Genomic DNA, 26,891 nt, shown 5'->3' with positions numbered 1-26,891 from the left:
TATGCAACGTATTGTGATTATCGCTAACGGTGCCGCCTACGGCAGCGAATCTCTGTTCAACAGCCTGCGTCTGGCGATCGCCCTGCGCGAGCAGCAGTCCGACCTTGAACTCAAACTGTTTTTAATGTCCGATGCGGTCACCGCCGGCCTGCGCGGGCAGAAGCCAGCGGAAGGCTACAATATTCAGCAGATGCTGGAGATCCTCACCGCGCAAAATGTGCCGGTGAAGCTGTGTAAAACCTGTACCGATGGCCGGGGGATCAGCGCGCTGCCGCTGATTGATGGCGTGGAGATTGGCACCCTCGTTGAGCTGGCGCAGTGGACGCTGGCGGCGGATAAAGTCCTGACCTTCTAAAAATCCCCGCGCTCACGGGATTAAATATTAAGCTGGCGGCGTTTACTAATCGAAAACAATGCCAGCTGAAAGCTTTCAGGCACAACGTCATTTTTGTTTAATCTTTATTCTTTTTTTTGATCAAAATCAGCATCCGCATCCCTCCCCTTTGGTGTTATGCACAGAGCAAAGTGTGAACAATATCACGCGGGTTAATGGGCTGGCAGGATGCTGTAGACAGAAACGGGGTTAAGATTAAATGGCAATGGTAAAAGCAAGTTTGACGTTGTTTGGCGGTGACACATTGGTGGTGCGTTGTTCTGAACGCTGCCATATTCACCTGATGAGTGCCAAAGTGCCTGGCGATAGTCACGCTGATGTTCTGAGCGTACAGGACAGAGATAGCGCGTATCTGACCGTGCCTTACAGCGGCACCTGGAACGTTCTCATCGACAGCCACAGCCAGTCGCTGGAACACTCTATCAGCTACGTTCCCGCCTGATAGCAAACGCCCGGGTCTCCCCGGGCGATTCATTCTTACGCCAGCCCCGGCTGGCTATTCTCACCAAGCAGATGACGTACCTTACCGACTAAATCGTCGAGGCAAGCGTCGTGCATGCCGAGTTTGCGCAACTCCTGATCGAGCGCGAACAGATACTGAGCGTTGGTGCCAAGCGGCCCGCTGGCGCGCGCTATCAGCGGCGCAATCACCTGCGCGCTGGTGTCCGCCTCAAACAGCGGATGTCGCGGGTCCATAATAAAGACCAGCGCATTGACGGTGCGACCATCGTCAAGCTCCAGCTTACACCAGGTCGGCAGGTAGCAGCCGGTAATCATCTCCCGCTTCCACAGCAGCGTCAGCTCTTCTTCCAGCGATTCATCGGGCAGGCGGTAGGCGACGCCGGTCGTGCGCCCACCTTCTTTCAGCGCCAGCATGCGGCCCGGCTGCATGGCGCTACCGCGCCCGGCGGTGAGCCGCAAACAGAACGCGCGGTGCCAGCCCGGTAGCGTACCGGTACAGGATTCGCGATATTCCAGCGCCGGGTTCCACATTAGCGAACCGTAACCAAAGATCCACACCGAGCCGTCATCCGGACGACAGGCCAGGGTCGCCGCCAAAGAGGCGGCCCGTTGTTCTGCCGACCAGAGAAGCGATTCCTCAATAGCGCCAAACGCCGTTTTACAATCTGCATTCAGTAAGAAATCACGAGTTAACACTGTCTACTACCTCCGCCACTGCCCGCTTCCGGCGATTATCTGGTGCCATCCGTGAAGTATTGCCGAATTATTATCCAGCTTTATTCGACAATAAGCAATGAACGGGCCGCGGGCAAGCGGACAGTCAGCGGAGGCCGCGGCAAAAGGTATTATTTCTTCTTATGCCACTTATCATCCTCACCTTTTTGATATTCATTTTTCACCGCTGCCCAGGCCACTTTATGCGCCGTCTCTTCGCGGCTGGCGTCATCACGCCGGTCCTCTTTATGTTTATACTGCTCCCAGGCACTATTAAAGGCTTCTTTGTAAATCTCCTGGGCGTGGGCGGGCAGTACGTGCTGAACGCTGTCGGGCAATTCACTTTTGTTGCTATAGGGCATGGCAACCTCCGGTTTAAGGGTGAATAGTGAGTCTGGTAGAGGATCAACCGGCTGGCAAGGCGACAGATAAATGAGAAAGATGTTTTAGTAATTATCTGAATAATAAATACAAAAAAATAGTAACCGCAGTTTATGGCAATCTATCACTTTTACAGGACTATAGTGGTAAATTTAAGTAAAAAAACAAATTAGTTTAATCAATGTCTGTTATTTTATTAACTTACGATATCTATAATTATAACACCTGCATAGCTGGAGATAATTCATGACCGATGCACATGAGGCGGTAAAAACCCGCCACAAGGAGACCTCCCTCGCCTTTCCGGTTCTGGCGCTGGCGGTGCTGTTCTTCTGGGGAAGCAGCCAGTCACTGCCAGTGGTCGTTGCGATTAATATTCTGGCGCTGGTCGGCATACTAAGCAGCGCCTTTAGCGTCGTCCGCCACGCCGACGTGCTGGCCCACCGCCTTGGCGAACCTTACGGATCGTTAATTTTAAGCCTCTCAGTGGTGATTCTTGAAGTCAGCCTGATTTCCGCATTAATGGCTACCGGCGACGCCGCGCCGACTCTGATGCGCGATACGCTTTATTCGATCATTATGATTGTTACCGGCGGGCTTGTCGGTTTCTCTTTACTGCTGGGCGGGCGCAAATTCGCCACCCAGTATATGAATCTGTTCGGGATTAAACAGTACCTTATCGCCCTCTTTCCGCTGGCGATAATCGTTCTGGTCTTCCCGATGGCGCTGCCCGGGGCCAACTTTACCACCGGCCAGGCGCTGCTGGTGGCGCTGATCTCCGCCGCTATGTATGGCGTCTTCCTGCTGATTCAAACGAAAACGCACCAGAGCCTGTTTGTTTACGAACATGAGGATGACGGCGACGACGATGACCCGCATCACGGCAAACCGTCGGCGCACAGCAGCAAGTGGCACACCGCCTGGCTGCTGATACATCTGGTTGCGGTTATTGCGGTCACTAAAATGAATGCCAATCCGCTGGAGACGCTGTTGACCAGCATGAACGCTCCCGTTGCCTTTACCGGCTTCCTGGTGGCGCTGCTGATCCTCTCCCCGGAGGGCCTTGGCGCGCTGAAGGCCGTATTAAACAATCAGGTCCAGCGGGCGATGAACCTGTTTTTCGGTTCCGTGCTGGCCACCATTTCCCTGACCGTACCAGTAGTGACGCTTATCGCCTTCCTCACCGGTAACGAACTGCGTTTTGGCCTTGGCGCCCCGGAGATGGTCGTGATGGTCGCCTCGCTGCTGCTGTGCCAGATATCGTTCTCTACCGGACGCACCAATGTGCTGAACGGTGCGGCGCATCTGGCGCTGTTCGCTGCCTACCTGATGACCATTTTTGCCTGAGCCTCCCCCGGCGGCGTCATGCCGTTCGGGGAGATCAAAAAAGCCTGCCGGTTGTAAAACCGGCAGGCTTTTGTCGTTTCAGCGGCGATTACTTGCTGGTATCGAGCTCATCAAAGCTTTTAACGAGATCGTCGATGGCTTTCATCTGCTTGAGGAACGGCTCCAGTTTATCCAGCGGCAGCGCGGAAGGACCGTCGCATTTCGCGTGCTCCGGATCCGGATGCGCTTCAATAAACAGACCCGCGATCCCAACCGCCATCCCGGCGCGCGCCAGTTCGGCAACCTGAGCGCGACGGCCGCCGGAGGCCGCGCCAAACGGGTCGCGGCACTGCAGGGCGTGGGTAACGTCGAAGATAACCGGTGAGTTATTGGAGGCTTTTTTCATCACCCCAAAGCCCAGCATATCGACGACCAGGTTGTCGTAGCCGAAGTTTGCGCCGCGATCGCAAAGGATCACTTTGTCGTTGCCGCCTTCGATAAACTTATCGACGATATTGCCCATCTGGCCCGGACTCACGAACTGCGGTTTTTTCACGTTGATAACCGCGCCGGTTTTCGCCATCGCTTCAACCAGATCGGTCTGACGGGCGAGGAACGCTGGCAGCTGAATAACGTCCACCACGTCAGCGACCGGCTGCGCCTGGCTGGCTTCGTGAACGTCGGTGATGATTTTCACGCCGAAAGTCTGTTTCAACTCCTGGAAAATCTTCATCCCTTCTTCCAGACCCGGCCCGCGATAGGAGTGGATGGAAGAACGGTTAGCTTTATCAAAAGAGGCTTTGAACACGTAAGGAATGCCCAGCTTCTGCGTAACGGTCACGTAGTGTTCGCAGATACGCATCGCAAGATCGCGGGACTCCAGCACGTTCATGCCGCCAAACAGCACGAATGGCAGGTCGTTTGCTACGTTGATATCACCAATGCTAACCACTTTTTGTTTCATAAGTTCGCCTTATCAGGGTGTAACCGGAATGGTTTCAGACTAAAGCCTATCCAATCAGGACTATTTTACTTGCCATTTTGGACCTGGGCAGTGCTCGACAAAATACGAAAGTATTTTGAACGCCCTTCAGGGCGGCCCGGAGGGCGAGCGTCGCGAGTCAATCCTCACGTACTACGTGTACGCTCCGGTTTCTGCGCGCTGTCCGTGTCCAAACTGGCTGCGCCAGGAACGCCTGCTGGGATTGGCTTTAATGCAATGTAATTTGTTTGTGCGAAATGGTGTTGATCTGCGCGCGGATCATCTCGCTGATGGGATCCTCCGGGCACTGTTCAACGAAGTAATTAAGGTCCTGCAGCGCCACGTGATCGCAATCCAGCTGGGCGTATATCAGCCCCCGGTCGCGAATTTCGTACGGGTCTTCCGGATTGAACTGCAGCAGCGCTTCGCTGGTGCGTAGCGCCAGCTCCATCTGCCGCTCTTCCATCAGCGCCGATTTAAGGGTATCGAGCAGCTTGCGGATCACCTCCGCGTTATCCGCTTCATCAAGGTCTTCGTTAAACAGCTCGGCAACCGGGCTAATATTGCCCTTCAGCCACACTTCCAGCGTATGCTCGTTGAGCGTTTCGCCGTTAAACGGATTAATGAGCCACATCTCCTCGCTCTCTTCAGGGTCGGCGCGAAGCAGCATCTGGGTCGGGAAAATCACCGGCACCACCGGTAGCGCCAGACCCTGAGCAATCCACAGCAGGATCGCGCCTAACGACACCGCGCTACCCTGGCGATTATTCAACACTTTATCAAGCCATAGCACGTCGGACAGACGGTAAACGCCGCGCGAATCGCTAAAGCCCCAGTCATTGTAGAAAAGCTCCAGCAAACGCTCTATCTGGCGCTCCTGGTCCCACGAGGAGGCAATCTCCTCCCGCGCCAGGGCCAGCAGCCGCTCCAGCTCATCCTGCACATAGTGCGTCGGAAAATCGTCGCGGATTAATTCAGAAATGAGGACCATGCCGTCACATAACGGCGCTTTATTAAATTCGAAATCAGCTAACGACCTCATGCCTTACCCCAGTAACGGTGTTCTTGTGATGGCGAGTTGAATAATGATAAACAACACCACCAGGGCCAGCAGAAAGGCGACAAACCGGCTCTGCTGACTGCGCGGACGACGACGGCCCAGCGCGATAAATCCCAATGCGATATAAATGATAACGCCAAACAGCTTCTCAGTCAGCCATGTACCCTCTTCGGTAAACGGCAGATAGTGCGTTATTGCCATTAATCCGGCGCCGCTGAGAAACAGCAGCGTATCGCTGCAGTGCGGCGCGATGCGAACCCAGCGCTGGTCGAGCCGGCGATTGCCGCTCCAGTGCCACCAGTAGCGCAGGACAAACAGGCTGACCGAGACCACCACGCAGGCGATATGCAGATACAGGACAGCGTTAAACAGATTCATACGCCTCCCTGATATTGCCCGAGCGTCAGACGCTCGTTGTCGCCGTAGTCGCGGCAGGTAGCAATATTGCCATAACCCGCCTCGCGAAAGATTGCGCGCACCGCTTCCCCCTGCTTCCAGCCGTGTTCCAGCAGCATCAAACCGCCGGGAGTCAGGAAGCGGCGGCCTTCGCGAATGATGTAAGTCAGATCGGCGAGACCGCCATCGGCGGCGACCAGCGCCGTTTTCGGCTCAAAGCGCACATCGCCCTGCGCAAGATGCGGGTCGGTTTCATCAATATAGGGTGGATTACTGACGATGATGTCGAACGGCTGTGCGGCGAGCGCGCTATACCAGTGGCTTTGCAGCACGGTAACGTTCTTGATGGCGAGGTGCTCAACGTTACGCGCCGCCAGCGCAACCGCATCGGGCATAAAGTCAACGGCGGTGACGTGGCAATCGGGGCGTTCACTGGCCAGCGCCAGAGCGATAGCGCCGGTGCCGGTACCGAGATCGAGAATGCGGCACGGCTTGCAGGGTAACCGCATCAGCGTCTGCTCAACAAGGCATTCGGTATCCGGACGCGGGATCAGCGTGGCCGGAGAAACGAACAGCGGCAGCGACCAGAATTCGCGCTGGCCCACCAGGTGAGCCACCGGCTCGCCCCGTGCGCGACGGCTCAGCAGCGTTTCCAGCTCGACGGCCTGCTCCGCCGTCAGCGCCGTTTCGCCAAAGGCGAGAATATAGGTCCGCGCTTTGCCGGTCACGTGACCCAGCAGGATTTCGGCATCCCGGCGCGGGCTTTCACTTTGGCTCAGACGAGCGATGGCCTGCGTCAGCCACTGCTGAAAAGTCATCATTCCTGCTCGGAAAGGGCTGCCAGCTGATCGGCCTGATACTCCTGAACGATCGGCTCAATCAGCATATCCAGCTTGCCTTCCATCGCTTCATCCAGACGGTAAAGCGTCAGGTTGATGCGGTGATCGGTCACGCGGCCCTGCGGATAGTTATAGGTACGGTTACGATCGCTGCGATCGCCGCTGCCCAGCAGGTTACGGCGCTCGGAGGCTTCCGCCTGCTGGCGTCTGGAGACTTCCGCGGCGCGGATACGCGCGCCAAGTACCGATAGCGCTTTGGCTTTGTTTTTATGCTGGGAACGCTCATCCTGGCATTCGACGACAATGCCGGTCGGCAGGTGGGTAATACGAATTGCCGAGTCGGTGGTGTTAACGTGCTGACCGCCCGCGCCGGAGGAGCGGAAGGTATCGATGCGCAGGTCGCTCGGGTTGATATCCGGCATTTCGGCTTCCGGGAGCTCCGGCATCACCGCCACGGTGCAGGCGGAGGTGTGGATACGCCCCTGGGATTCGGTGGCCGGGACGCGCTGAACGCGATGGCCGCCGGATTCGAACTTCAGTCGCCCATAGACGCCGTCGCCGCTGATTTTGGCAATCACCTCTTTGAAGCCGCCGTGCTCGCCTTCGTTGGCGCTCATGATTTCCACGCGCCAGCGGCGTGATTCCGCGTAACGGCTATACATACGGAACAGATCGCCCGCGAACAGCGCCGCTTCATCACCGCCGGTGCCGGCGCGAACTTCAACAAACGCGTTACGCTCGTCGTCCGGATCTTTTGGCAACAGCAGAACCTGCAGCTGCTGCTCCATCTGCTCGCCCTTTTCTTTCGCTTCGCGCAGCTCTTCCTGCGCCATTTCGCGCATCTCCGGATCGTCGAGCATCATCTGCGCGGCTTCAATATCATCCTGCAGCTGACGCCAGTCGGTATAGCAGCGCGCGACGTCGCTCAGCTGCGCGTATTCGCGCGACAACGCCCGAAATTTATCCTGATCGGCGATGGTTGCGGCATCGCCGAGGAGCGCCTGAACTTCCTCATGGCGTTCATAGAGGGCTTCCAGTTTGGCAACAATAGAAGGCTTCATAGGCGTAAATTCACCCTGTCCTAAAAAAGAGATAAAGGTGCGCTATTCCAGCCCGAGGCTGTTGCGCAGAATATGCAGGCGTTCATCATCCCCGTCACGGGCGGCCTGCTGAAGAGATTTGGTTGGCGAGTGGATCAGGCGGTTAGTGAGCTTGCGCGCCAGATCCTGCATGATTTCCTGCGCATCGCCGCCCTGATTGAGCGCTGCCAGCGCTTTCGCCGTCAGCTCCTCGCGGACCTGCTCGGCCTGGGAACGATATTCGCGGATGGTCTCGCTGGCGCTCTGGGCGCGTAGCCAGGCCATAAACTCGCTGGCTTCCTGCTCAACAATGGTTTCCGCCTGCACCGCCGCGGCTTTACGCTGCGCCAGATTGTGCTGAATGATGTTTTGCAGATCGTCCACGCTGTAAAGATAGGCGTTCGCCAGCTTGCCAACCTCCGGTTCGACATCGCGCGGAACGGCGATATCAACCAGCAGCATCGGCTGATTGCGGCGCGCCTTCAGCGCGCGCTCCACCATCCCCTTGCCGATAATCGGCAGCGGGCTGGCGGTAGAACTGATGATGATATCGGCCTCTTTCAGCCGCTCGTCGATATCGCTCAGCGCGATCACCTCCGCGCCGACTTCATCGGCCAGCGCCTGAGCGCGCTCGCGGGTGCGGTTGGCAATCACCATCTTGCGGACTTTATGTTCGCGCAGATGGCGAGCCACCAGTTCGATAGTCTCACCGGCGCCGACCAGCAGCACGGTCACGCTGGAGAGTGATTCGAAGATTTGCCGCGCCAGAGTACAGGCAGCGAACGCCACGGAGACCGCGCTGGCGCCGATATCGGTTTCGGTGCGCACCCGTTTGGCCACTGAGAACGACTTCTGGAACATGCGCTCCAGTTCACTGACGTTCAGGTGCCCACGGCTGGAATCCGCAAAGGCTTTTTTCACCTGCCCGAGGATCTGCGGCTCGCCCAACACCAGCGAATCAAGACCGCTGGCGACGCGCATCAGGTGACTGACCGCCTCGTTGTCCTGATGCCAGTAGAGGCTTTTACGCAGGTCCTCTTCATTTAAACCGTGGTAGTCGCACAGCCAGCGAATCAGAGCTTCCTGGAGGTTATCCTGCTCTTCGACGCTGAGATAAAGTTCCGTGCGGTTACAGGTCGACAGCACCACTCCGCCCTGCACCATTGGCTGGGCCAGCAAGCTCTCCAGCGCCTGATCGAGCGTATCCGGCGAAAACGTTACGCGTTCTCGCAGCGCTACAGGAGCTGTTTTGTGGTTAATGCCAAGAGCTAAAAGGGTCATTGTGAGGGAGTAGTACCAGCGTTGCTAAGGTTAGTCTGCAGGCATCATACAGGATGCGCGTAATCAATAAAAGAGAGGCTCCCCTTTTGGAGTAATAGCTAATCTGTAATAGCCATTAACGGTAATTTTTTGATTTCAGACAACTTGAACGTAGACGCTACCGCCCGGCAACGCTAGCATTAATGGTTATAATTGTAACCCGCTACACAAATCGGCCACCTGTTTCTCTCATCCGCCGCATTTCACTGTAGACATCAAGGATTTGTCATCATTATGAATCGACTGTTCCGCCTGTTGCCGCTGGCAAGCCTCGTTCTGACCGCCTGTGCGATTAATGCTCCGAAAGGGCCGGGTAAAAGCCCGGATTCTCCACAGTGGCGTCAGCACCAGCAAGATGTCCGCAATCTTAATCAGTTCCAGACGCGCGGCGCTTTTGCTTATCTTTCTGATGAGCAAAAAGTCTATGCCCGCTTCTTCTGGCAGCAGACGGGCCAGGACCGCTACCGCCTGCTGCTGACTAACCCGCTCGGCAGCACCGAACTGTCGTTAACCGCCCAGCCGGGCAACGTGCAGCTGATTGACAATAAAGGCCAGACTTACACGGCGACCGACGCCGAAGAGATGATTGGCCGCCTGACCGGCATGCCGATTCCGCTCAATAGCCTCCGGCAGTGGATCATTGGCCTGCCGGGCGAGGCCACCGACTACTCGCTTGATGACCAGTATCGCCTGCGCGAACTGAACTACACGCAAAACGGCAAAACCTGGCACGTCACCTGGGGCGGCTACACCTCAGACACCAAACCTTCGCTACCAGCCAATATGGAACTTAACGACGGCAGTCAGCGCATCAAGCTGAAAATGGATAACTGGATTGTGAAATGATGACCCGCTGGCCCTCTCCCGCAAAACTGAATCTGTTTTTATACATTACCGGGCAGCGCGCCGACGGTTACCACACGCTGCAGACGCTTTTTCAGTTTCTGGATTATGGCGACACGCTGACGATTGAACCGCGCGACGATGGCCAACTGCGTCTGCTAACGCCGGTTGACGGCGTACCGGATGAAGAGAATCTGATTATTCGCGCGGCCAGGCTGTTAATGCAGGCCGCAGCGCAGGACGGGAAGCTTCCTGCAGGCAGCGGCGCCGATATCAGCATTGATAAGGTGCTGCCGATGGGCGGCGGCCTCGGCGGCGGCTCGTCCAACGCGGCCACCGTACTGGTGGCGCTGAATCACTTGTGGGGCTGTAATCTTCCGGAAGATGAGCTGGCGGCGTTGGGTCTGCAGCTCGGCGCCGACGTGCCGGTGTTCGTTCGCGGCCATGCGGCCTTTGCTGAAGGCATCGGGGAAATTCTCACCCCGGCCGAACCGGAGGAAAAATGGTATCTGGTGGCGCATCCGGGGGTCAGCATTCCAACGCCGATCATTTTTCGCGATCCGGAACTTCCGCGCAATACCCCGGCCAGGTCAATTAATACGTTATTAAAATGTAAATTCGGCAATGATTGCGAGGTTATCGCAAGAAAACGTTTTCGTGAGGTTGATGCGGCGCTTTCCTGGCTGTTAGAATATGCGCCGTCGCGCCTGACTGGCACCGGTGCATGTGTATTTGCTGAATTTGACACTGAATCCGCCGCTCGTCAGGTGCTTGAAAAAGCCCCGGCATGGCTGCATGGCTTCGTGGCGCGAGGTGTTAACATCTCTCCGCTCAAGCAGGCGCTGCGCTAAGTTCTGCTTATTATAGCAAATCTGGCGAAAACGCCGGGGAAACTGAGTTACGGTGACAACGTCACCCTGTTCCAGACGTTGCATCGGGCTCTTTAAATACACCGCCTGGATGAAATCGTGCCCACCCGCACAGTTTTTGGCCCATTTCATCCACCACTGGACGCATGCCTGAGGTTCTTCTCGTGCCTGATATGAAGCTTTTTGCTGGTAACGCCACCCCGGAACTAGCACAACGTATTGCCAACCGCCTGTACACTTCTCTTGGCGACGCCGCTGTAGGTCGTTTTAGCGACGGCGAAGTCAGCGTACAAATCAATGAAAACGTACGCGGTGGTGATATTTTCATCATCCAGTCCACTTGTGCTCCCACCAACGACAACCTGATGGAACTGGTTGTTATGGTTGATGCTCTGCGTCGTGCTTCGGCAGGTCGTATCACCGCTGTTATCCCCTACTTCGGTTATGCTCGCCAGGACCGTCGTGTTCGTTCTGCTCGTGTTCCTATCACCGCGAAAGTGGTTGCTGATTTCCTGTCAAGCGTCGGCGTTGACCGCGTTCTGACCGTTGACCTGCACGCAGAACAAATTCAGGGCTTCTTTGACGTTCCGGTGGATAACGTATTCGGCAGCCCGATCCTGCTGGAAGATATGCTGCAGCTGAACCTGGATAACCCTATCGTGGTTTCTCCGGACATCGGCGGCGTGGTTCGCGCTCGCGCTATCGCCAAGCTGCTGAACGATACCGATATGGCTATCATCGACAAACGCCGTCCGCGCGCTAACGTTTCTCAGGTGATGCACATCATCGGTGACGTCGCTGGTCGTGACTGCGTGATGGTTGACGATATGATCGATACCGGCGGCACCCTGTGTAAGGCCGCAGAAGCGCTGAAAGAGCGCGGTGCTAAACGCGTATTCGCCTACGCAACGCACCCGATCTTCTCCGGCAACGCCATCCAGAACATCAAAAACTCTGTGATTGACGAATTCGTCGTCTGCGATACCATTCCGCTGACGCCGGAAATCAAAGCGCTGGAAAAGGTACGTACTCTGACACTGTCTGGTATGCTGGCCGAAGCGATTCGTCGTATCAGCAACGAAGAATCTATCTCTGCTATGTTCGAACATTAATCGAGCCCGGCACAAAAACCCGCTGCGGCGGGTTTTTTTGTCTCTGAACCTTTTATTCTTCCACAATATCATTCGGCATGCGTCAAGGCGGCAAGTGAATGAATCCCGGGAGCGTACCGGCAGTACGTGATCGAGGTAAATGAACGCAGCCAGCAGAGAGGCATCCGAAGGATGACGTGGATATGACCAATGCCTCCTTCACCTGCCATTTAGTTGACAGATGATGCGCTCATGGATGAAACATTATTGTGAACAGATTATTTTCCTCACATGTGATGCCTTTCCGCGCCCTCATCGACGCTTGTTGGAAAGAAAAATATACCGCTTCGCGGTTTACCCGTGATGTGATCGCCGGGATTACCGTCGGGATTATCGCTATCCCGCTGGCGATGGCGCTGGCAATTGGCAGCGGCGTGGCGCCGCAGTATGGTCTCTACACTTCTGCTGTGGCGGGGATCGTGATTGCGTTAACCGGCGGCTCGCGCTTCAGTGTTTCCGGGCCAACCGCCGCTTTTGTGGTCATTCTCTACCCGGTCTCGCAGCAGTTCGGCCTTGCGGGACTGCTGGTTGCAACTTTGATGTCTGGGATCTTCCTGATTCTTTTCGGCCTGGCACGCTTTGGCCGGCTGATTGAATATATCCCGCTATCGGTTACCCTCGGCTTCACCTCCGGGATCGGTATCACCATTGGTACCATGCAGATTAAAGATTTTCTCGGTCTGCAGATGGCGCACGTGCCTGAACATTATCTGCAGAAAGTCGGCGCGCTGGTTATGGCGCTGCCGACGATTAATCCCGGCGATGCCGCCATCGGTATTGTCACGCTGGGCACGCTGATTATCTGGCCTCGCCTGGGTATTCGTCTGCCGGGCCACCTGCCGGCGCTGCTGGCAGGCTGCGCGGTCATGGGCGTGGTTAATCTGCTCGGCGGCAGCGTCGCCACCATCGGCTCTCAGTTCCACTATATTCTCGCCGACGGCAGTCAGGGCAACGGTATTCCGCAGCTGCTGCCGCAGCTGGTGCTGCCGTGGGATATGCCCGGTTCGGAGTTCACGCTTAGCTGGTCCTCGCTGCGGGCGCTGCTGCCGGCGGCGTTTTCCATGGCCATGCTCGGGGCGATTGAGTCCCTGCTGTGCGCCGTAGTGCTGGACGGCATGACCGGCACCAAACATAAGGCCAATAGCGAGCTCATTGGCCAGGGGCTGGGCAATATCGTCGCTCCGTTCTTCGGCGGCATTACCGCCACCGCCGCCATCGCCCGCTCGGCGGCCAACGTCCGCGCCGGGGCGACTTCGCCGATTTCCGCCGTGATCCACGCGCTGCTGGTCATTATGGCGCTGCTGATCCTCGCTCCCCTGCTCTCCTGGCTGCCGCTTTCCGCTATGGCGGCACTGCTGCTGATGGTGGCATGGAATATGAGCGAAGCGCACAAGGTTGTTAACCTGCTGCGCTATGCGCCAAAAGACGACATTATCGTCATGCTGATGTGCATGTCGCTGACCGTACTGTTTGATATGGTCATCGCGATCAGCGTCGGTATTGTGCTGGCCTCCCTGCTGTTTATGCGCCGGATCGCGCGTATGACCCGCCTCGCGCCGGTGAACGTCGAAGTTCCTGACGACGTTCTGGTGCTGCGCGTGATTGGCCCGCTATTTTTCGCCGCTGCGGAAGGGCTATTTACCGACCTCGAAACCAGAGTGGAAGGTAAGCGTATCGTGGTGCTGAAATGGGATGCGGTGCCGGTGCTGGATGCCGGCGGGCTGGATGCCTTCCAGCGCTTCGTGAATAAGCTGCCGGAAGGCTGTGAACTGCGCGTGTCGAATCTGGAGTTTCAGCCGCTGCGCACGCTGGCGCGCGCCGGCGTTAAACCCATTCCGGGTCGTCTGAGCTTCTACCCGGACCGCAACGCCGCGCTGGCGGATATTTAATTATTCGGCGGCAGGCCCCTGCGCCTGCCGCATCATCACGCCAATCGCCTGCTGAAGCCAGCTGAGCACCTCGGAAGTCATCCACGTTCCTTTCATCAAATGCGGCTCCTGCTCCATGGCATAGCGAAACTTCTGCTGCGTCTGCGCATCTTTACCCGCGTAAGACTGGAACAGCGCCAGCCAGCGCTGCGCCAGCTGCTGACCTTCCGGGGAGGCCGGGTCTCGCTTCTCACGACAGGCCCGATGCAGGTCGGCCACCAGCGCCGGCCACTCCATCAGGCGATCGAAATAGTGCTGCCGGGTAAAGGCCAGCTCTTCGGCGGTCAGATAGCGCGCCCAGATGGCCAGCTTGCTTTCGGCAAAAGCACGGGTAATGAAATCAATCATCTCCGGCGTCACCCCAGTTTGTTCACGCATCTGCGGTTCGGCGGCGTGCATCTCATTCAGGCGAGTCAGAAACTCCGGCCTGCCGGCGGTATCCTGCTCCAGCTGCTCCATCCAGCGGGTTGCCAGCGCAATCGCCCGCGGCTCATCTGCCGGGCAGCGTTCGCCCATGAGCTGCTGCGCTTCCCCCACCAACTCCAGCCATGTCTGGTTACGCTGCTCATCCTGCTCCGCAAACGGCAGCACCTGTAATTCCTGTTGACTAAACCAGCGATCGTACATTTTCATCAGCTCCAGCGTTTGTACCCAGGACTCGAGATCGGGCTCGCCTCCGCTGTCCAGCTCTTCGCGCAGCAGCGCCAGGCGCTGGCGCAGCGTTGAGAGAGTTTGCAGTTGTCGGTCGAGGGTGGCGATCTGCTTGACCAGCAGATCGGACAGCGAGAAGGCGTCCCGGTCGAGATAGTCCTTAATTGTGGCGAGTTCCAGCCCGGCCTGCGCCAGCGCTTTAATCATATGCAGCCGCTGAACGGCCGCCAGATTATATAACCGGTAACCCGCCGCGCTTCTGGCCGAAGGCGTCAGCAATCCCGTTTGTTCATAGTGATGTAACGTGCGGACGGTCATTCCGGCGCGCTTCGCCAGTTCTCCCACCTGAATTAACATGGCTGCTCCTTTCGTATACCAGTGGCACGACTCTGCTGCCTGACGTGACGTCAGGGTCAAGCGCTAAATACGGGGAGGGTATTAAGCAGACTATGCCGAAGAAGCACAATGAGAGAAATAAGGAATTGAGACGACAGCAGAAAGACAGCCTGACCAGGCTGCATGAAAACGCACCAGCCGTTGACAACGGCTGGTGGTAAAGAATTCACTCAGCTGTGGCGATGCTGATCGCGGCGGCAGCGTTTATCGTAGTGGCGAACCCACCAGTATCTGTCGCTGACCTGTTCATGACCGCCGATACGCGCGCCCGCCAGCCACAGTACCGCGCCGACAAAAATACTTAATATCGCGCCGTGTGCGAAAAACTGCGGCAGGTCAAGCTGCGGAAGCTGGTTTAAAATGGAATAACCAACGCCGACAACCATGACGACCAACCCCAACCCCATCAGTACATTACCGAGTAACGAAGCGTTTCTGCGTTTCATATGTCACCTCCGGAACCTTGGGTTGCATGGGAATATCCCCAAATCTTATAGGTGTAGTATAGACAATAGCCAATATAGCGATTGCGTGGACGATCACATAAGCGAACATCTTGCCAACAAAAGTTTACAAATAACCTACTGAACAACATCAAATTCTAATTGTTCAAAGCCGTGATTATCCGTTCCGGCCGCGCTTCGCTGGCAGAATTTTGTCAACCGCGCGCGCAGACAGTACACTACGCGCCAGAGAACGATCCAAGCAGGATAAAAAAGTGAGCATAAAACTGATTGTCGGCCTGGCGAACCCCGGCGCTGAATACGCAGCGACCCGACATAACGCCGGCGCCTGGTACGTGGATTTATTGGCAGAACGCTACCGCGCGCCGCTGCGCGAAGAGAGCAAATTCTTCGGCTATACCTCGCGGATTAACCTTGCGGGCGAGGATGTTCGCCTGCTGGTCCCAACGACCTTTATGAACCTGAGCGGTAAAGCCGTCGGCGCGATGGCGACCTTTTTTCGCATTAACCCGGATGAAATCCTGGTCGCCCACGATGAGCTCGACTTACCGCCTGGCGTCGCTAAGTTCAAGCTGGGCGGCGGTCACGGCGGCCATAATGGCCTGAAAGACATCATTAGCAAGCTGGGCAATAACCCGAACTTTCACCGCTTACGCGTGGGAATCGGCCATCCGGGCGATAAAAATAAAGTTGTCGGTTTTGTGCTGGGCAAGCCGCCCGCCAGCGAGCAGAAGCTGATTGATGAGGCCGTTGACGAAGCGGTACGCTGCACCGAAGTGTGGATGAAGGATGGCCTGACCAAAGCGACCAACCGTTTACACGCTTTTAAAGCGCAATAACCGGTCGGCGTGCGGAATTTTTGTCACGCACCGTGTATAATAGGCGAAGTTATTTACTTTTCTACAATCTGTTCACTGTAACAGGTTGATTATCCAAAGATTAAGGTGATTTAAATCATGGGATTCAAATGCGGTATCGTCGGTTTGCCCAACGTCGGCAAATCCACCCTGTTCAATGCGCTCACCAAAGCGGGTATTGAAGCGGCCAACTTCCCCTTCTGTACCATTGAGCCGAACACCGGTGTCGTGCCGATGCCCGATCCGCGTCTGGACAAACTGGCTGAAATCGTTAAACCGCAGCGTATTCTGCCGACCACGATGGAATTCGTTGATATCGCGGGCCTGGTCAAAGGCGCCTCCAAAGGCGAAGGCCTGGGCAACCAGTTTCTGACCAACATCCGCGAAACCGAAGCTATCGGTCACGTGGTGCGCTGTTTCGAAAACGACAACATTATCCACGTTAACAATAAAGTGGACCCGGCTGACGATATTGAAGTGATCAATACCGAACTGGCGCTCTCCGACCTGGATACCTGCGAACGCGCCATCCATCGCGTGCAGAAGAAAGCCAAAGGCGGCGATAAAGACGCGAAAGCCGAGCTGGCGGCGCTGGAAAAATGCCTGCCGCACCTTGAGAATGCCGGTATGCTGCGTTCGTTAAAAACCCTGACCGACGAAGACAAAGCGGCGATTAAATACCTGAGCTTCCTGACCCTGAAGCCGACCATGTATATCGCCAACGTCAACGAAGACGGCTTTGAGAACAACCCTTATCTCGATAAAGTCCGCGAAATCGCCGCTGCCGAAGGTTCGGTGGTCGTCGCCGTTTGCGCCGCCGTTGAGTCCGATATCGCCGAGCTGGACGATGCCGACCGCGATGAGTTTATGGCCGAACTGGGTCTTGAAGAGCCTGGCCTGAACCGCGTTATCCGCGCCGGTTACGAACTGCTGAACCTGCAGACCTACTTCACCGCAGGCGTGAAGGAAGTTCGCGCGTGGACTATCCCGGTCGGCGCAACGGCTCCGCAGGCCGCAGGTAAAATCCACACCGATTTCGAAAAGGGCTTTATCCGCGCGCAGACCATCGCCTATGAAGACTTTATTACCTACAAAGGCGAACAGGGTGCCAAAGAAGCCGGGAAAATGCGCGCTGAAGGTAAAGACTACATCGTAAAAGATGGCGATGTGATGAACTTCCTGTTCAACGTTTAAGCCTTTCTGTGCTCTGAGACCAGTCATAAAATCCACGCTCTCGCGTGGATTTTTTATTGACGCCGTTCCCGTCAGTTCTGACCCGCCGCCAGCGAATATTTCTTTATTTTGCGATACAGCGTGGCGATGCCGATACCCAGCTCGTCCGCTGCCTGCTTTTTATTACTGTAGCGAGAGAGGGCGTCACGGATCATCTGCCGCTCCATCTCTTCCAGCGCCGTTACGTTTTCCTCCTGGGCGATGGTCGCTGCCGCTGAAACAGGCGCTGTCGGCTGGCTCGCCAGTTCACCGCTGCTCAACAGATTGGGCGGCAGGAGGGACATATCGATAATCTCGCCCGAGGGCACCACGTTGACCAGGTACTCCATCAAATTGCTGAGTTCGCGAATATTGCCCGGCCAGCGGTAGCGTTTGAGGAAATCGATCACATCCTGCGCGACGCCGGGGTAAACCAGGTTGAGCCGACCGGTATGCAAATGCAGAAAATAGTGAATCAGTAGCTCAATGTCGTCCTGGCGTTCGCGTAGCGGCGGCAGACGCAGCGGGATGACGTTCAGGCGATAGTAGAGATCTTCGCGGAACTTCCCTTCCGCAATGTACTGGTCAAGGTTTTGATTGGTTGCGGAAATAATGCGGATATCGACCTGAACCGGATGGCTGGCGCCTACCGGCTGAATCTCTCGTGATTCGATGGCCCGCAGCAGCTTGGCCTGCAGGGTGAGCGGCATATCGCCAATTTCATCCAGGAATAGCGTTCCGCTGTTGGCCGCCTGAATCAGGCCAGTCTTACCGTTAGCCGATGCGCCGGTAAACGCCCCCTTCACGTAGCCGAACAGTTCACTCTCCAGTAGCTGCTCGGGGATGGCGGCGCAGTTAATGGCGATAAAGGGCTTCGTGTGGCGGTCGCTGAGCTTGTGGATAGCGCGGGCAACAACCTCTTTCCCGGTCCCGCTCTCGCCGGCTATCATCACGCTGGACGGGCTTGGCGCCACGCGGCTGATGAGCTTTTTCAACTGCCGCATAGGCCGACACTCGCCAACCATTGCTTCAATTTGCGGCCCTTCCTGCCCGCAGCTGAAATCGCCAGAAGAGTGCGACTGGTGAAAGGCCATTAAAAACAGCCATTGATCCTGCACCGCGTGCAGCTGGCCGATAATGAGCTCCTTGCGATCGTCAAAGGAGATAATGTGCTGCATATGGCCGTGCTTAAAATTATCTTCGAAGGTCAAAGGCTGAAACTGGATGGACTTGCCAATAACGTGGCCCTGCGTCACGCTCATTATTTTCAGCGCGGCCTGGTTGGCAAATTTAACTTTTTGATCGTTGCCTACCACCAGCACGCCCTGGTCCATATTTTCAATCATGGTTAAAAATATTTTGTGGATATTATCGCCAACTGCCCGTTCCTGTAAAAAGCGGGAAACGAATATGCTGGAGACGTGGCGAACATAATCTGAAAATTCCTGAATGTTCTCATTAATACGTTCCTGCTGCTCGCGGGTTAGCGCCACCAGGCTAATAACGCCAACGCAGCGGTCGTGATACATCACCGGAGTGCCGAGGAACGCTTTCTCTTCGCACTTGTCCTTATTGTTACAATCTTTGCAGAGAGGATCGAAGCGGGAATGGGTGACGACCTTTTCGCTCTGTGTTTCAATAATGTAACGAAGAAGCCGTGAATTTGAATTTAATTTATAGCCAATCTGCTTACTATAAGCCCCGGTTCCCGCAACGCGGTATAATTCGTTATCGACAATCTCAACCTCCAACTGTAGTACGCTGGACAACATCCTTGCAAACTTCTGAATTGTAGGCTGAATCTGCATTAAAATGGAAGGTGCTTTGGACGGTATCATGTATATCGGCCTTCTATTATTGCTCACCTGATCGGCATCGAGCGAGGCGGTTTTATTTATCTCTGAAGAATGATACCACTCCCTTTAGCGGCGAGCATTGATATAGATAGGGCCGATCCCCCCACCTTATCTTAAATATGCAATAGCTATCACAGTTCCTTATCAATATGATAAATTCACAGCGGATTTTATCATATTGGCGCAGTGTGAAGATGATAATCGTATTATTCACTGCGCCCTCCCTTGCCTGTACTGCTGGAATTGACGCCAGTGGCACAAATGTCAGCGTTTCCCTGCCGGAGAAACACGCCTGAATTCGTGACCGAGTTAGCATAATCTCAACCATTCAATTTTGACCGTCGCCTCTTGCGGAGGATTTGGCACGCTTATTGTTAGTGATTATACAGCGCTGGCAGTCGCTAATTCGGCAACTCTGCATATCCGACCGCACAGCAATCATTAAGCCGTCATTCACGACCAGGATTGAAACATGAAAACTGTTAACGAACTGATTAAGGATATCAATAAACTTAACTCTCATCTCAGTGAGAAAGACTTTTTGCTGACCTGGGAGCAATCGCCGGATGAGCTGAAGCAGGTGCTGGATGTCGCCGCCGCGCTGAAAACCCTGCGCGATGAAAATATCGCCACCAAAGTGTTTAACAGCGGATTAGGTATTTCCGTATTCCGCGATAACTCAACCCGCACCCGCTTCTCCTATGCCTCCGCGCTCAACCTGTTAGGTCTGGCCCAGCAGGATCTGGATGAGGGAAAATCGCAAATTGCCCACGGCGAAACGGTCCGTGAAACCGCCAACATGATCTCCTTCTGCGCCGATGCCATCGGCATCCGCGATGACATGTTCCTTGGCGCGGGCAATGCCTACATGCGTGAGGTAGGCGAAGCGCTGGATGACGGCCACAAGCAGGGCGTCCTGCCGCAGCGTCCGGCGCTGATCAATCTGCAGTGCGATATCGACCACCCGACGCAATCCATGGCCGATCTCGCCTGGCTGCGCGAGCACTTCGGTTCGCTGGAGAACCTGAAGGGCAAGAAAATCGCTATGACCTGGGCCTATTCGCCGAGCTATGGCAAACCGCTCTCGGTACCGCAGGGCATTATCGGCCTGATGACCCGCTTCGGAATGGACGTTACCCTCGCCCACCCGGAAGGTTACGACCTGATCCCGGACGTTATTGAAGTGGCAAAAAACAACGCCAAAGCTTCCGGCGGCAGCTTCCGCCAGGTAAACAGCATGGAAGAAGCATTTAAAGACGCCGATATCGTCTACCCGAAATCCTGGGCGCCGTACAAGGTGATGGAAAAACGCACCGAGCTGCTGCGCGCGAATGACCATGAAGGCCTGAAGGCGCTGGAAAAAGCCTGCCTTGAACAGAACGCCGGACATAAAGACTGGCACTGTACGGAAGAGATGATGAAACACACCCGCGACGGCGACGCGCTGTACATGCACTGCCTGCCGGCGGATATCACCGGCGTCTCCTGCGACGCGGGCGAAGTCACCGAGGGCGTCTTCGAGAAGTACCGTATCCCGACCTACAAAGAGGCCAGCTGGAAGCCGTATATCATCGCCGCGATGATCGTGTGCCGCAAATACGCCAATCCGGGCAAGGTGCTGGAGCAGCTGCTCAAGGAAGCGCAGAAACGCATCAAATAATCCCCAGGCTGGCCTGCGGGCCAGCCTCATGACTTCGCCCATAAAAGGATAAGGATCGAGTATGTCTGCTTTCTCACTGAAAATGGATATTGCCGAAAACCGTTTTTTCAACGGGGAGACTTCGCCGCTGTTTTCACGCCAGCAGGCGCAGCAGGCTCGCCGCTTTCATCAAAAAATTACCGGCTATAAGCCTACGCCGCTGGTGGCGCTGAACGAGCTTTCCGCCCTGTTTGGCGTGCAAAAAATCCTCGTCAAAGACGAGTCCCGGCGCTTTGGCCTCAATGCCTTCAAAATGCTCGGTGGCTCTTACGCTATTGCCAGGCTGCTCTGTGAAAAATACCATTTAGATATCAACGATCTCTCCTTCGAAACGCTCAAATCCAGCATTAAAGAGAAGATGACGTTCGCCACCACCACCGATGGCAACCACGGCCGCGGAGTGGCGTGGGCGGCCCGCCAGTTAGGCCAGAACGCCGTTATCTATATGCCTAAAGGTTCCGCACAGGAGCGGGTTGATGCCATTCTGCGCCTCGGCGCCGAGTGTATCGTCACCGACATGAACTACGACGACACCGTCCGCTTTACCATGCAGACCGCGCAGAAAAACGGCTGGGAGGTGGTGCAGGACACCGCCTGGGAAGGCTACACAAAAATTCCGACCTGGATTATGCAGGGCTACGCCACCCTCGCTGATGAAGCGGTAGAACAGCTCTCCTCGATGGGTATCGCCCGTCCGACGCACGTGCTCCTGCAGGGCGGCGTGGGGGCGATGGCGGGCGGCGTGCTGGGCTACCTGGCCGATGTCTACGGCGCGAAGCATCTCCATTCCATTATCGTCGAACCGGAGCTGGCCGACTGTCTCTACCGCTCTGCCCTGAAGGGCCAGATCGTTAACGTCAGCGGCGATATGGCCACCATTATGGCCGGCCTCGCCTGCGGTGAGCCTAACCCGCTGGGCTGGGAAGTGCTGCGCAACTGCGCCACGCAGTTTGTCTCCTGTCAGGACGCCGTCGCCGCCCTCGGCATGCGGGTGCTGGGAAACCCGACGGGCCAGGATCCTCGCATCATCTCCGGCGAATCCGGCGCCGTCGGTCTCGGCCTGCTGGCGGCGATTCATTTCCATCCGCAGCGCGAAGCGCTGATGCACAAGCTCAAGCTGGATAGCGATTCCGTGGTGCTGGTGATTAGCACCGAGGGCGACACCGACGTTAAGCACTATCGCGAAGTCGTCTGGGAAGGCAAACATCCGGCCGCGCAGTAGCCGACTTATCAAATTCCTCCCGCCCGGCGGGAAACCTGTATTCAGAACTGGAGAACATCCTTATGGCTAAGCAAATTCCGTTCAACGCGATCCTGGAAAAATCAAAACAGTATGAAAAAGAGATGACCCGCTTCCTGCGCGATATGATCGCCATCCCCAGCGAAAGCAGTGATGAGAAGCGCGTGGTGCACCGCATCAAAGAGGAGATGGAGAAAGTCGGGTTCGACAAAGTGGAAATCGATCCGATGGGTAACGTACTGGGCTACATCGGCCACGGCCCGCGTCTGGTCGCCATGGACGCGCACATTGATACCGTCGGCATTGGCAACATCAAAAACTGGAACTTCGACCCGTACGAAGGTATGGAGACCGATGAGCTGATCGGCGGACGCGGCGCGTCTGACCAGGAGGGCGGAATGGCCTCCATGGTTTATGCCGGTAAAATTATTAAAGATCTGGGTCTGGAAGATGAGTATACCCTGCTGGTGACCGGTACCGTTCAGGAGGAGGATTGCGACGGCCTGTGCTGGCAGTACATTATTGAACAGTCCGGCATTCGTCCTGAATTTGTCGTCAGCACCGAACCCACCGACTGCCAGATTTACCGCGGCCAGCGCGGGCGTATGGAGATCCGCGTGGAAGTTCAGGGCGTCAGCTGCCACGGCTCCGCTCCGGAGCGCGGCGATAACGCCATCTTCAAAATGGCCCCCATTCTCACCGAGCTGGAACAACTTTCGCAGAAGCTGGGCTACGACGAGTTCCTCGGCAAAGGCACCCTGACCGTGTCAGAGATTTTCTTCACCTCGCCGAGCCGCTGCGCGGTGGCGGATAGCTGCGCCGTCTCCATTGACCGCCGTCTGACCTGGGGCGAAACCTGGGAAGGCGCGCTGGAAGAGATCCGCGCGCTGCCGGCGGTGAAAAAAGCCGCCGCGGTGGTCTCAATGTACAACTACGAACGCCCCTCCTGGACCGGGCTGGTCTACCCGACCGAATGCTACTTCCCGACCTGGAAAGTGGAAGAGAACCACTTCACCGTCCGCGCCCTGAGTAACGCCTACGAAGGTCTGTTCGGCAAAGCGCCGGTGGTGGATAAGTGGACCTTCTCCACCAACGGCGTGTCAATTATGGGCCGCCACGGCATTCCGGTTATCGGTTTTGGGCCAGGGAAAGAGCCGGAAGCGCACGCGCCAAATGAGAAAACCTGGAAATCGCATCTGGTGACCTGCGCCGCAATGTATGCCGCCATCCCGCTGAGCTGGCTGGCTACGGAGTAATTGTTCGTCCTGTCTGCCGCCGCGCTCTGCGGCGGTATGTTGAGGTTTCTATGCGCGTACTGATTAAAAATGGCCTCGTCGTCAACGCCGACGGACAGGTAAAGCAGGACCTGCTCATTGAAGATGGCCTCGTCAAGCGCCTTGCCGATTCTATTGAGGCAGAACAACCCTGCGAAGTGATTGACGCCGAGGGCTGCTACGTGATGCCCGGCGGCGTCGACGTTCATACTCATTTCAATATTGACGTGGGGCTCGCCCGCAGCTGCGATGATTTTTTTACCGGAACCCGGGCCGCGGCCTGCGGCGGCACCACCACCATTGTTGATCATATGGGCTTTGGCCCCGTCGGCTGCCACCTTCGCCACCAGTTCGAAGTCTATCGCGGCTACGCCGCCTATAAAGCCGTTATCGACTACAGTTTTCACGGCGTTATCCAGCACGTTAACCACGGCATTCTCGACGAGATCCCGATGATGGTGGATAGCGGCATCAGCAGCTTTAAGCTCTATCTGACCTACCAGTACAAACTTAACGATGACGAGTTGCTGCAGGCAATGCGCCACCTGCAGCGCGCCGGCGCGCTGACGACGGTCCATCCGGAAAACGATGCCGCCATCGCCCAGCGCCGGGCGGAATTTATCAACGCCGGTAAAACCGCGCCGCGCTATCACGCCCTGAGCCGCCCGCTGGAGTGCGAGGCGGAAGCCATCGCCCGAACGATCAACCTCGCCAGGCTGGCGGCAAACGCGCCGCTCTATATTGTTCATCTTTCCAACGCCCTGGGCCTGGAGTATCTACGTCTTGCCAGAAGACGCCACCAGCCGGTGTGGGTAGAGACCTGCCCGCAGTATCTGCTGCTCGACGAGCGCTGCTACGAGCGTGAAGATGCGCTTAACTACCTGCTCAGCCCTCCCCTGCGCAACGCCAGTAATAACGATGCGCTATGGCGCGGCATCCATGATGGGGATATTGACACGGTCGCCACCGACCACTGCGCTTTCTCTGCGCAGCAGCGCAGGCAGATCTCCGGCGGCGACTTTAGCCGCTGTCCGAACGGTCTGCCCGGAGTAGAAAACCGGCTGCTGCTGCTGTTCTCGCACGGCGTGATGAGCGGGCGCATCACCCCCGAGCGCTTTGTGGCGCTCACCAGCGCCAATCCGGCGAAGCTGTTTGGTCTGTGGCCGCAGAAGGGTCTGCTGGCGCCCGGCGCCGATGGCGACGTGGTTATCATCGATCCACAGCGTACGACCACCATCCGCCATGCCATGCTGCACGACAACGCAGACTATTCACCCTATGAAGGCTTTATCTGCCAGGGCGCGATTCGCCAGACGCTCTCCCACGGCAGAGTGATCTTTGATAACGGCACCTTTACCGGCATCGCCGGACAGGGCCGCTTTTTACGCCGACAACCTTTTTCCACCGCTCACCAGGCCGTCAGCGGAACAGAAACGTAATGAGAGGAAGCTATGAGTAAAAAAATTGTTCTCGCTCTCGGCGGGAATGCGCTGGGCGACGATCTCGCCGGACAGATGCGGGCCGTACAGCACACCGCCCGGACGATCGTCGATCTTATCTCCCTTGGTCACCAGGTGGTGGTCACTCACGGCAACGGCCCGCAGGTGGGCATGATTAATCAGGCCTTCGAGGCCGCGGCAAAAACCGAAGCCCACACACCGATGCTACCGATGTCGGTCTGCGTGGCTCTCAGCCAGGGCTACATCGGCTACGACCTGCAGAACGCGATTCGTGAAGAACTGCTCACGCGCCAGCTGGACATTCCGGTGGCCACCCTGATAACCCAGGTGGAAGTGGACGCTAACGATGAGGCTTTTCTTAATCCGACCAAGCCCATCGGCTCATTCTTCAGCAAAGAAGAGGCTGAGAAGCTGAGCCAAAACGGCTACATCATGAAAGAGGATGCCGGGCGCGGCTACCGTCGCGTCGTCGCGTCGCCAAAGCCGGTCGATATTATCGAGAAACAAACGGTAAAAGCGCTGATGGATGACTGCCACGTGGTGATCACCGTCGGCGGCGGCGGCATTCCGGTCATACGCGAAGGTAATCATCTGCGCGGCGCCAGCGCGGTCATCGACAAGGACTGGGCCAGCGCGAAGCTGGCGGAGATGATCGACGCCGATCTGCTGATCATCCTCACCGCCGTGGAGAAGGTGGCGATCAACTTCGGTAAACCTGATGAGCAGTGGCTGGATAACCTCTCCCTGCGCGATGCCGAACGTTTTATCGAAGAGGGACACTTTGCCAAAGGCTCTATGCTGCCAAAAGTGGAAGCCGCCGCCGCCTTCGCCCGCTCAGGCCCGGGGCGCAAAGCGCTGATCACGATGCTAAGCAAAGCCAAAGAGGGGATAGAAGGAAAAACGGGCACCATCATAAGCCAATAAGCTGTACGCTACGGGTTGCCGGGAACCTCCCGGCAACTCTCCCCTGCTCTTCAGATTGCCACCGCCTCAGCCAGACAATCCGGCTGACAAGATTGCCGCACCTGATCCATAAGCCCCCCAGGCGCGCCGTTTTTCACCTGCAGGATTTCCGCCAGTACGCTGATAGCAATCTCGTTTGGCGTCTCGGCGCCGATGTCATAACCAATCGGCGCCCGCAGGCGGCTGATATCCGCCTCCGGCACGCCGTTCTCCCGCATCTGGCGTAAAAAAGCCTGCACTTTCCGTCGGCTGGCCAGCAGCCCAAGCCAGGCTACCGGCTGGGTTATCAGCCTGTCCAGCGCCTCGCGATCCTGGTTGTTGGTGGCGATCAGTACGAAATCCTGCGGCCGCACCGCCATCGCCTCGACCACTTCCGTAAAGCTGGAGCCATGGACCAGCCTCGCCGAAAGCGGAAAAGCCTCCGGGCAAAGGCTGGCGGGATAGATATCGCCCACGCAGATGTCAAAATCCACCAGCGCCGCGGCGTGGGCAACCGCACGATTGACGTGCCCGGCGCCGACCAACAGCAGGCGCGGGCGCAGGCCGTGAACGCTGATATAAACCGACATCGCGCCGCCGCAGTCGGAGCCCACGGCGTCGCTACCGGTGCGCGCCATGCGGCCGTGGAACATTCGCGACTCCCGCTCGCTCAGCGCCTCCAGCGCCTCATCGATGACTTTACGCTCCACCATCCCGCCGCCAATGGTGCCCACAATCGAGCCGTCCTCCCGGATGAGCATCTGAGCGGAGTGTCGGGGGGTAGAGCCCCGGCTTTCGACAATCTGCGCCAGGGCAAAGGGACGGTTCTGCTCCTCAAGTCGTGCAGCTTCTGCAAAAACATTCATACCAACCTCAAAGGCGATGTTTACGGCTCTATTTGATTATCTGCGATATTTCCCCGGGTTCTCAGTTTGAGAGTCTACCCGGCGTAGAAATAGCGTCGCAGCGACCCGTAGCAACTATGCAATATTTATACTTAGCCGCTATTTTTCATCGTAAATTGTGAGCCAGGTCATTTCGTTAGCCCTATTGACGCTGCAACGAGGGTATCTCATCGATTATTTCCTCTGTTACC

The 26,891-nt window shown here is 56.6% G+C and carries 25 protein-coding genes and 1 pseudogene; 14 read left to right on the top strand and 12 right to left on the bottom strand.

What is annotated here, in order from left to right; all coding sequences use genetic code 11:
- The first annotated feature begins 1 nt into the window (after nt 1).
- Both K2184_RS01460 and K2184_RS01455 read left to right on the top strand, forming a co-directional pair.
- Nucleotides 2-355: a DsrE/DsrF/TusD sulfur relay family protein gene (locus K2184_RS01460; RefSeq protein ID WP_004103141.1), complete on the top strand. Its 354-nt coding sequence runs from the start codon at nt 2-4 to the stop codon at nt 353-355.
- Nucleotides 356-593: 238 nt separating this feature from the next.
- Nucleotides 594-836, top strand: coding sequence for a DUF1883 domain-containing protein (locus tag K2184_RS01455; protein ID WP_004103142.1), 243 nt, complete (start codon nt 594-596; stop codon nt 834-836).
- Nucleotides 837-871: 35 nt separating this feature from the next.
- Here the strand turns inward: K2184_RS01455 and K2184_RS01450 are convergent, their stop codons facing one another.
- Together K2184_RS01450 and chaB are read right to left on the bottom strand one after the other, a co-directional pair.
- Nucleotides 872-1,552, bottom strand: a complete 681-nt coding sequence (locus K2184_RS01450; RefSeq protein WP_004103143.1) for a gamma-glutamylcyclotransferase — start codon at nt 1,550-1,552, stop codon at nt 872-874.
- 149 nt (nt 1,553-1,701) lie between these two features.
- Entirely contained in the window at nt 1,702-1,932 is a 231-nt protein-coding gene (chaB, locus tag K2184_RS01445; RefSeq protein WP_004103144.1) for a putative cation transport regulator ChaB, read from the bottom strand.
- Between the two features lie 265 nt (nt 1,933-2,197).
- Here chaB and chaA point away from each other — a divergent pair, with 265 nt between their 5' ends.
- Nucleotides 2,198-3,298 carry a sodium-potassium/proton antiporter ChaA gene (gene chaA / locus K2184_RS01440; protein ID WP_004113666.1) on the top strand — a complete coding sequence of 367 codons (1,101 nt, stop codon included), beginning with the start codon at nt 2,198-2,200 and terminating at the stop codon, nt 3,296-3,298.
- 88 nt (nt 3,299-3,386) lie between these two features.
- Here the strand turns inward: chaA and kdsA are convergent, their stop codons facing one another.
- The 6 genes from kdsA to hemA form a co-directional block, all read right to left on the bottom strand.
- Entirely contained in the window at nt 3,387-4,241 is an 855-nt protein-coding gene (gene kdsA, locus K2184_RS01435; RefSeq protein ID WP_004103146.1) for a 3-deoxy-8-phosphooctulonate synthase, read from the bottom strand.
- Between the two features lie 247 nt (nt 4,242-4,488).
- Complete coding sequence (gene sirB1, locus K2184_RS01430; protein WP_064355974.1) at nt 4,489-5,301, bottom strand: invasion regulator SirB1; 813 nt, start codon at nt 5,299-5,301, stop codon at nt 4,489-4,491.
- A 3-nt stretch (nt 5,302-5,304) separates the two neighbouring features.
- Nucleotides 5,305-5,697 (bottom strand): invasion regulator SirB2, encoded by a 393-nt coding sequence (gene sirB2, locus K2184_RS01425; RefSeq protein WP_004103148.1) that lies wholly within the window; start codon nt 5,695-5,697, stop codon nt 5,305-5,307.
- The gene (gene prmC / locus K2184_RS01420) at nt 5,694-6,533 is read right to left on the bottom strand and encodes a peptide chain release factor N(5)-glutamine methyltransferase (protein WP_123830329.1); all 840 of its coding nucleotides are present in this window, start codon (nt 6,531-6,533) and stop codon (nt 5,694-5,696) included. Before prmC ends, sirB2 begins: the two co-directional genes overlap by 4 nt.
- On the bottom strand, nt 6,533-7,615 hold the full coding sequence (gene prfA, locus K2184_RS01415) for a peptide chain release factor 1 (RefSeq protein WP_004103150.1): 1,083 nt from the start codon (nt 7,613-7,615) through the stop codon (nt 6,533-6,535). The genes prmC and prfA overlap by 1 nt, the downstream gene beginning before the upstream one ends.
- 42 nt (nt 7,616-7,657) lie before the next feature.
- Nucleotides 7,658-8,914 (bottom strand): glutamyl-tRNA reductase, encoded by a 1,257-nt coding sequence (hemA, locus tag K2184_RS01410; RefSeq protein WP_004103152.1) that lies wholly within the window; start codon nt 8,912-8,914, stop codon nt 7,658-7,660.
- Nucleotides 8,915-9,187: 273 nt separating this feature from the next.
- Here hemA and lolB point away from each other — a divergent pair, with 273 nt between their 5' ends.
- The 4 genes from lolB to dauA all read left to right on the top strand — a co-directional run bounded on the left by lolB (nt 9,188) and on the right by dauA (nt 13,705).
- Complete coding sequence (lolB, locus tag K2184_RS01405; protein WP_004103154.1) at nt 9,188-9,799, top strand: lipoprotein insertase outer membrane protein LolB; 612 nt, start codon at nt 9,188-9,190, stop codon at nt 9,797-9,799.
- Nucleotides 9,799-10,647, top strand: coding sequence for a 4-(cytidine 5'-diphospho)-2-C-methyl-D-erythritol kinase (gene ispE / locus K2184_RS01400; RefSeq protein WP_024274374.1), 849 nt, complete (start codon nt 9,799-9,801; stop codon nt 10,645-10,647). Before lolB ends, ispE begins: the two co-directional genes overlap by 1 nt.
- Before the next feature lie 182 nt (nt 10,648-10,829).
- Nucleotides 10,830-11,777, top strand: a complete 948-nt coding sequence (gene prs / locus K2184_RS01395) for a ribose-phosphate diphosphokinase (RefSeq protein WP_004103157.1) — start codon at nt 10,830-10,832, stop codon at nt 11,775-11,777.
- Between the two features lie 248 nt (nt 11,778-12,025).
- Nucleotides 12,026-13,705 carry a C4-dicarboxylic acid transporter DauA gene (dauA, locus tag K2184_RS01390; protein ID WP_029496800.1) on the top strand — a complete coding sequence of 560 codons (1,680 nt, stop codon included), beginning with the start codon at nt 12,026-12,028 and terminating at the stop codon, nt 13,703-13,705.
- Here dauA and K2184_RS01385 read toward each other — a convergent pair whose 3' ends face one another.
- On the bottom strand, nt 13,706-14,752 hold the full coding sequence (locus K2184_RS01385; RefSeq protein ID WP_017145671.1) for a MerR family transcriptional regulator: 1,047 nt from the start codon (nt 14,750-14,752) through the stop codon (nt 13,706-13,708).
- Nucleotides 14,753-14,961: 209 nt separating this feature from the next.
- Entirely contained in the window at nt 14,962-15,237 is a 276-nt protein-coding gene (ychH, locus tag K2184_RS01380; RefSeq protein ID WP_004103160.1) for a stress-induced protein YchH, read from the bottom strand.
- Between the two features lie 272 nt (nt 15,238-15,509).
- Between ychH and pth the strand changes: the two genes are divergently transcribed.
- Together pth and ychF are read left to right on the top strand one after the other, a co-directional pair.
- On the top strand, nt 15,510-16,094 hold the full coding sequence (gene pth, locus K2184_RS01375) for an aminoacyl-tRNA hydrolase (RefSeq protein ID WP_004103161.1): 585 nt from the start codon (nt 15,510-15,512) through the stop codon (nt 16,092-16,094).
- Nucleotides 16,095-16,211: 117 nt separating this feature from the next.
- The gene (gene ychF, locus K2184_RS01370; RefSeq protein WP_016808843.1) at nt 16,212-17,306 is read left to right on the top strand and encodes a redox-regulated ATPase YchF; all 1,095 of its coding nucleotides are present in this window, start codon (nt 16,212-16,214) and stop codon (nt 17,304-17,306) included.
- A gap of 71 nt (nt 17,307-17,377) precedes the next feature.
- On the opposite strand, the gene K2184_RS01365 is transcribed toward ychF, so the two are convergent.
- Entirely contained in the window at nt 17,378-19,162 is a 1,785-nt protein-coding gene (locus tag K2184_RS01365) for a sigma-54 interaction domain-containing protein (protein WP_004103163.1), read from the bottom strand.
- A 490-nt stretch (nt 19,163-19,652) separates the two neighbouring features.
- On the opposite strand from K2184_RS01365, the gene ygeW reads away from it, so the two are divergent.
- The 5 genes from ygeW to arcC all read left to right on the top strand — a co-directional run bounded on the left by ygeW (nt 19,653) and on the right by arcC (nt 25,777).
- On the top strand, nt 19,653-20,840 hold the full coding sequence (gene ygeW / locus K2184_RS01360; protein ID WP_004103164.1) for a knotted carbamoyltransferase YgeW: 1,188 nt from the start codon (nt 19,653-19,655) through the stop codon (nt 20,838-20,840).
- Between the two features lie 61 nt (nt 20,841-20,901).
- A complete protein-coding gene (dpaL, locus tag K2184_RS01355; protein ID WP_017145668.1) occupies nt 20,902-22,101 on the top strand; it encodes a diaminopropionate ammonia-lyase in 1,200 nt (399 codons plus the stop codon).
- Between the two features lie 62 nt (nt 22,102-22,163).
- Entirely contained in the window at nt 22,164-23,375 is a 1,212-nt protein-coding gene (locus tag K2184_RS01350) for a YgeY family selenium metabolism-linked hydrolase (protein ID WP_004113674.1), read from the top strand.
- A 50-nt stretch (nt 23,376-23,425) separates the two neighbouring features.
- Nucleotides 23,426-24,832: a dihydropyrimidinase gene (gene hydA, locus K2184_RS01345; RefSeq protein WP_163524884.1), complete on the top strand. Its 1,407-nt coding sequence runs from the start codon at nt 23,426-23,428 to the stop codon at nt 24,830-24,832.
- Between the two features lie 12 nt (nt 24,833-24,844).
- Nucleotides 24,845-25,777: a carbamate kinase gene (gene arcC / locus K2184_RS01340; RefSeq protein ID WP_004103169.1), complete on the top strand. Its 933-nt coding sequence runs from the start codon at nt 24,845-24,847 to the stop codon at nt 25,775-25,777.
- Between the two features lie 107 nt (nt 25,778-25,884).
- On the opposite strand, the pseudogene K2184_RS01335 reads toward arcC, so the two are convergent.
- Nucleotides 25,885-26,661 (bottom strand): annotated as a pseudogene (locus K2184_RS01335) (XdhC family protein); the annotation flags it as partial.
- Nucleotides 26,662-26,891 lie beyond the last annotated feature (230 nt).

Source organism: Klebsiella sp. K5-306 (genome assembly GCF_051835185.1).
In the GTDB taxonomy this organism is placed as follows: Bacteria; Pseudomonadota; Gammaproteobacteria; order Enterobacterales; family Enterobacteriaceae; genus Klebsiella; species Klebsiella oxytoca.
This window is presented reverse-complemented; position numbering and strand designations above follow the sequence as displayed.

What these genes read in the sequence shown, in the direction of transcription:
- K2184_RS01460 (WP_004103141.1), top strand. Translation starts at nt 2, where the DNA reads ATGCAACGTATTGTGATTATCGCTAACGGTGCCGCCTACGGCAGCGAA.
- K2184_RS01455 (WP_004103142.1), top strand. Translation starts at nt 594, where the DNA reads ATGGCAATGGTAAAAGCAAGTTTGACGTTGTTTGGCGGTGACACATTG.
- chaB (WP_004103144.1), bottom strand. Translation starts at nt 1,932, where the DNA reads ATGCCCTATAGCAACAAAAGTGAATTGCCCGACAGCGTTCAGCACGTA.
- chaA (WP_004113666.1), top strand. Translation starts at nt 2,198, where the DNA reads ATGACCGATGCACATGAGGCGGTAAAAACCCGCCACAAGGAGACCTCC.
- kdsA (WP_004103146.1), bottom strand. Translation starts at nt 4,241, where the DNA reads ATGAAACAAAAAGTGGTTAGCATTGGTGATATCAACGTAGCAAACGAC.
- sirB1 (WP_064355974.1), bottom strand. Translation starts at nt 5,301, where the DNA reads ATGAGGTCGTTAGCTGATTTCGAATTTAATAAAGCGCCGTTATGTGAC.
- sirB2 (WP_004103148.1), bottom strand. Translation starts at nt 5,697, where the DNA reads ATGAATCTGTTTAACGCTGTCCTGTATCTGCATATCGCCTGCGTGGTG.
- prmC (WP_123830329.1), bottom strand. Translation starts at nt 6,533, where the DNA reads ATGACTTTTCAGCAGTGGCTGACGCAGGCCATCGCTCGTCTGAGCCAA.
- prfA (WP_004103150.1), bottom strand. Translation starts at nt 7,615, where the DNA reads ATGAAGCCTTCTATTGTTGCCAAACTGGAAGCCCTCTATGAACGCCAT.
- hemA (WP_004103152.1), bottom strand. Translation starts at nt 8,914, where the DNA reads ATGACCCTTTTAGCTCTTGGCATTAACCACAAAACAGCTCCTGTAGCG.
- lolB (WP_004103154.1), top strand. Translation starts at nt 9,188, where the DNA reads ATGAATCGACTGTTCCGCCTGTTGCCGCTGGCAAGCCTCGTTCTGACC.
- ispE (WP_024274374.1), top strand. Translation starts at nt 9,799, where the DNA reads ATGACCCGCTGGCCCTCTCCCGCAAAACTGAATCTGTTTTTATACATT.
- K2184_RS01385 (WP_017145671.1), bottom strand. Translation starts at nt 14,752, where the DNA reads ATGTTAATTCAGGTGGGAGAACTGGCGAAGCGCGCCGGAATGACCGTC.
- ychH (WP_004103160.1), bottom strand. Translation starts at nt 15,237, where the DNA reads ATGAAACGCAGAAACGCTTCGTTACTCGGTAATGTACTGATGGGGTTG.
- ychF (WP_016808843.1), top strand. Translation starts at nt 16,212, where the DNA reads ATGGGATTCAAATGCGGTATCGTCGGTTTGCCCAACGTCGGCAAATCC.
- K2184_RS01365 (WP_004103163.1), bottom strand. Translation starts at nt 19,162, where the DNA reads ATGATACCGTCCAAAGCACCTTCCATTTTAATGCAGATTCAGCCTACA.
- ygeW (WP_004103164.1), top strand. Translation starts at nt 19,653, where the DNA reads ATGAAAACTGTTAACGAACTGATTAAGGATATCAATAAACTTAACTCT.
- dpaL (WP_017145668.1), top strand. Translation starts at nt 20,902, where the DNA reads ATGTCTGCTTTCTCACTGAAAATGGATATTGCCGAAAACCGTTTTTTC.
- K2184_RS01350 (WP_004113674.1), top strand. Translation starts at nt 22,164, where the DNA reads ATGGCTAAGCAAATTCCGTTCAACGCGATCCTGGAAAAATCAAAACAG.
- hydA (WP_163524884.1), top strand. Translation starts at nt 23,426, where the DNA reads ATGCGCGTACTGATTAAAAATGGCCTCGTCGTCAACGCCGACGGACAG.
- arcC (WP_004103169.1), top strand. Translation starts at nt 24,845, where the DNA reads ATGAGTAAAAAAATTGTTCTCGCTCTCGGCGGGAATGCGCTGGGCGAC.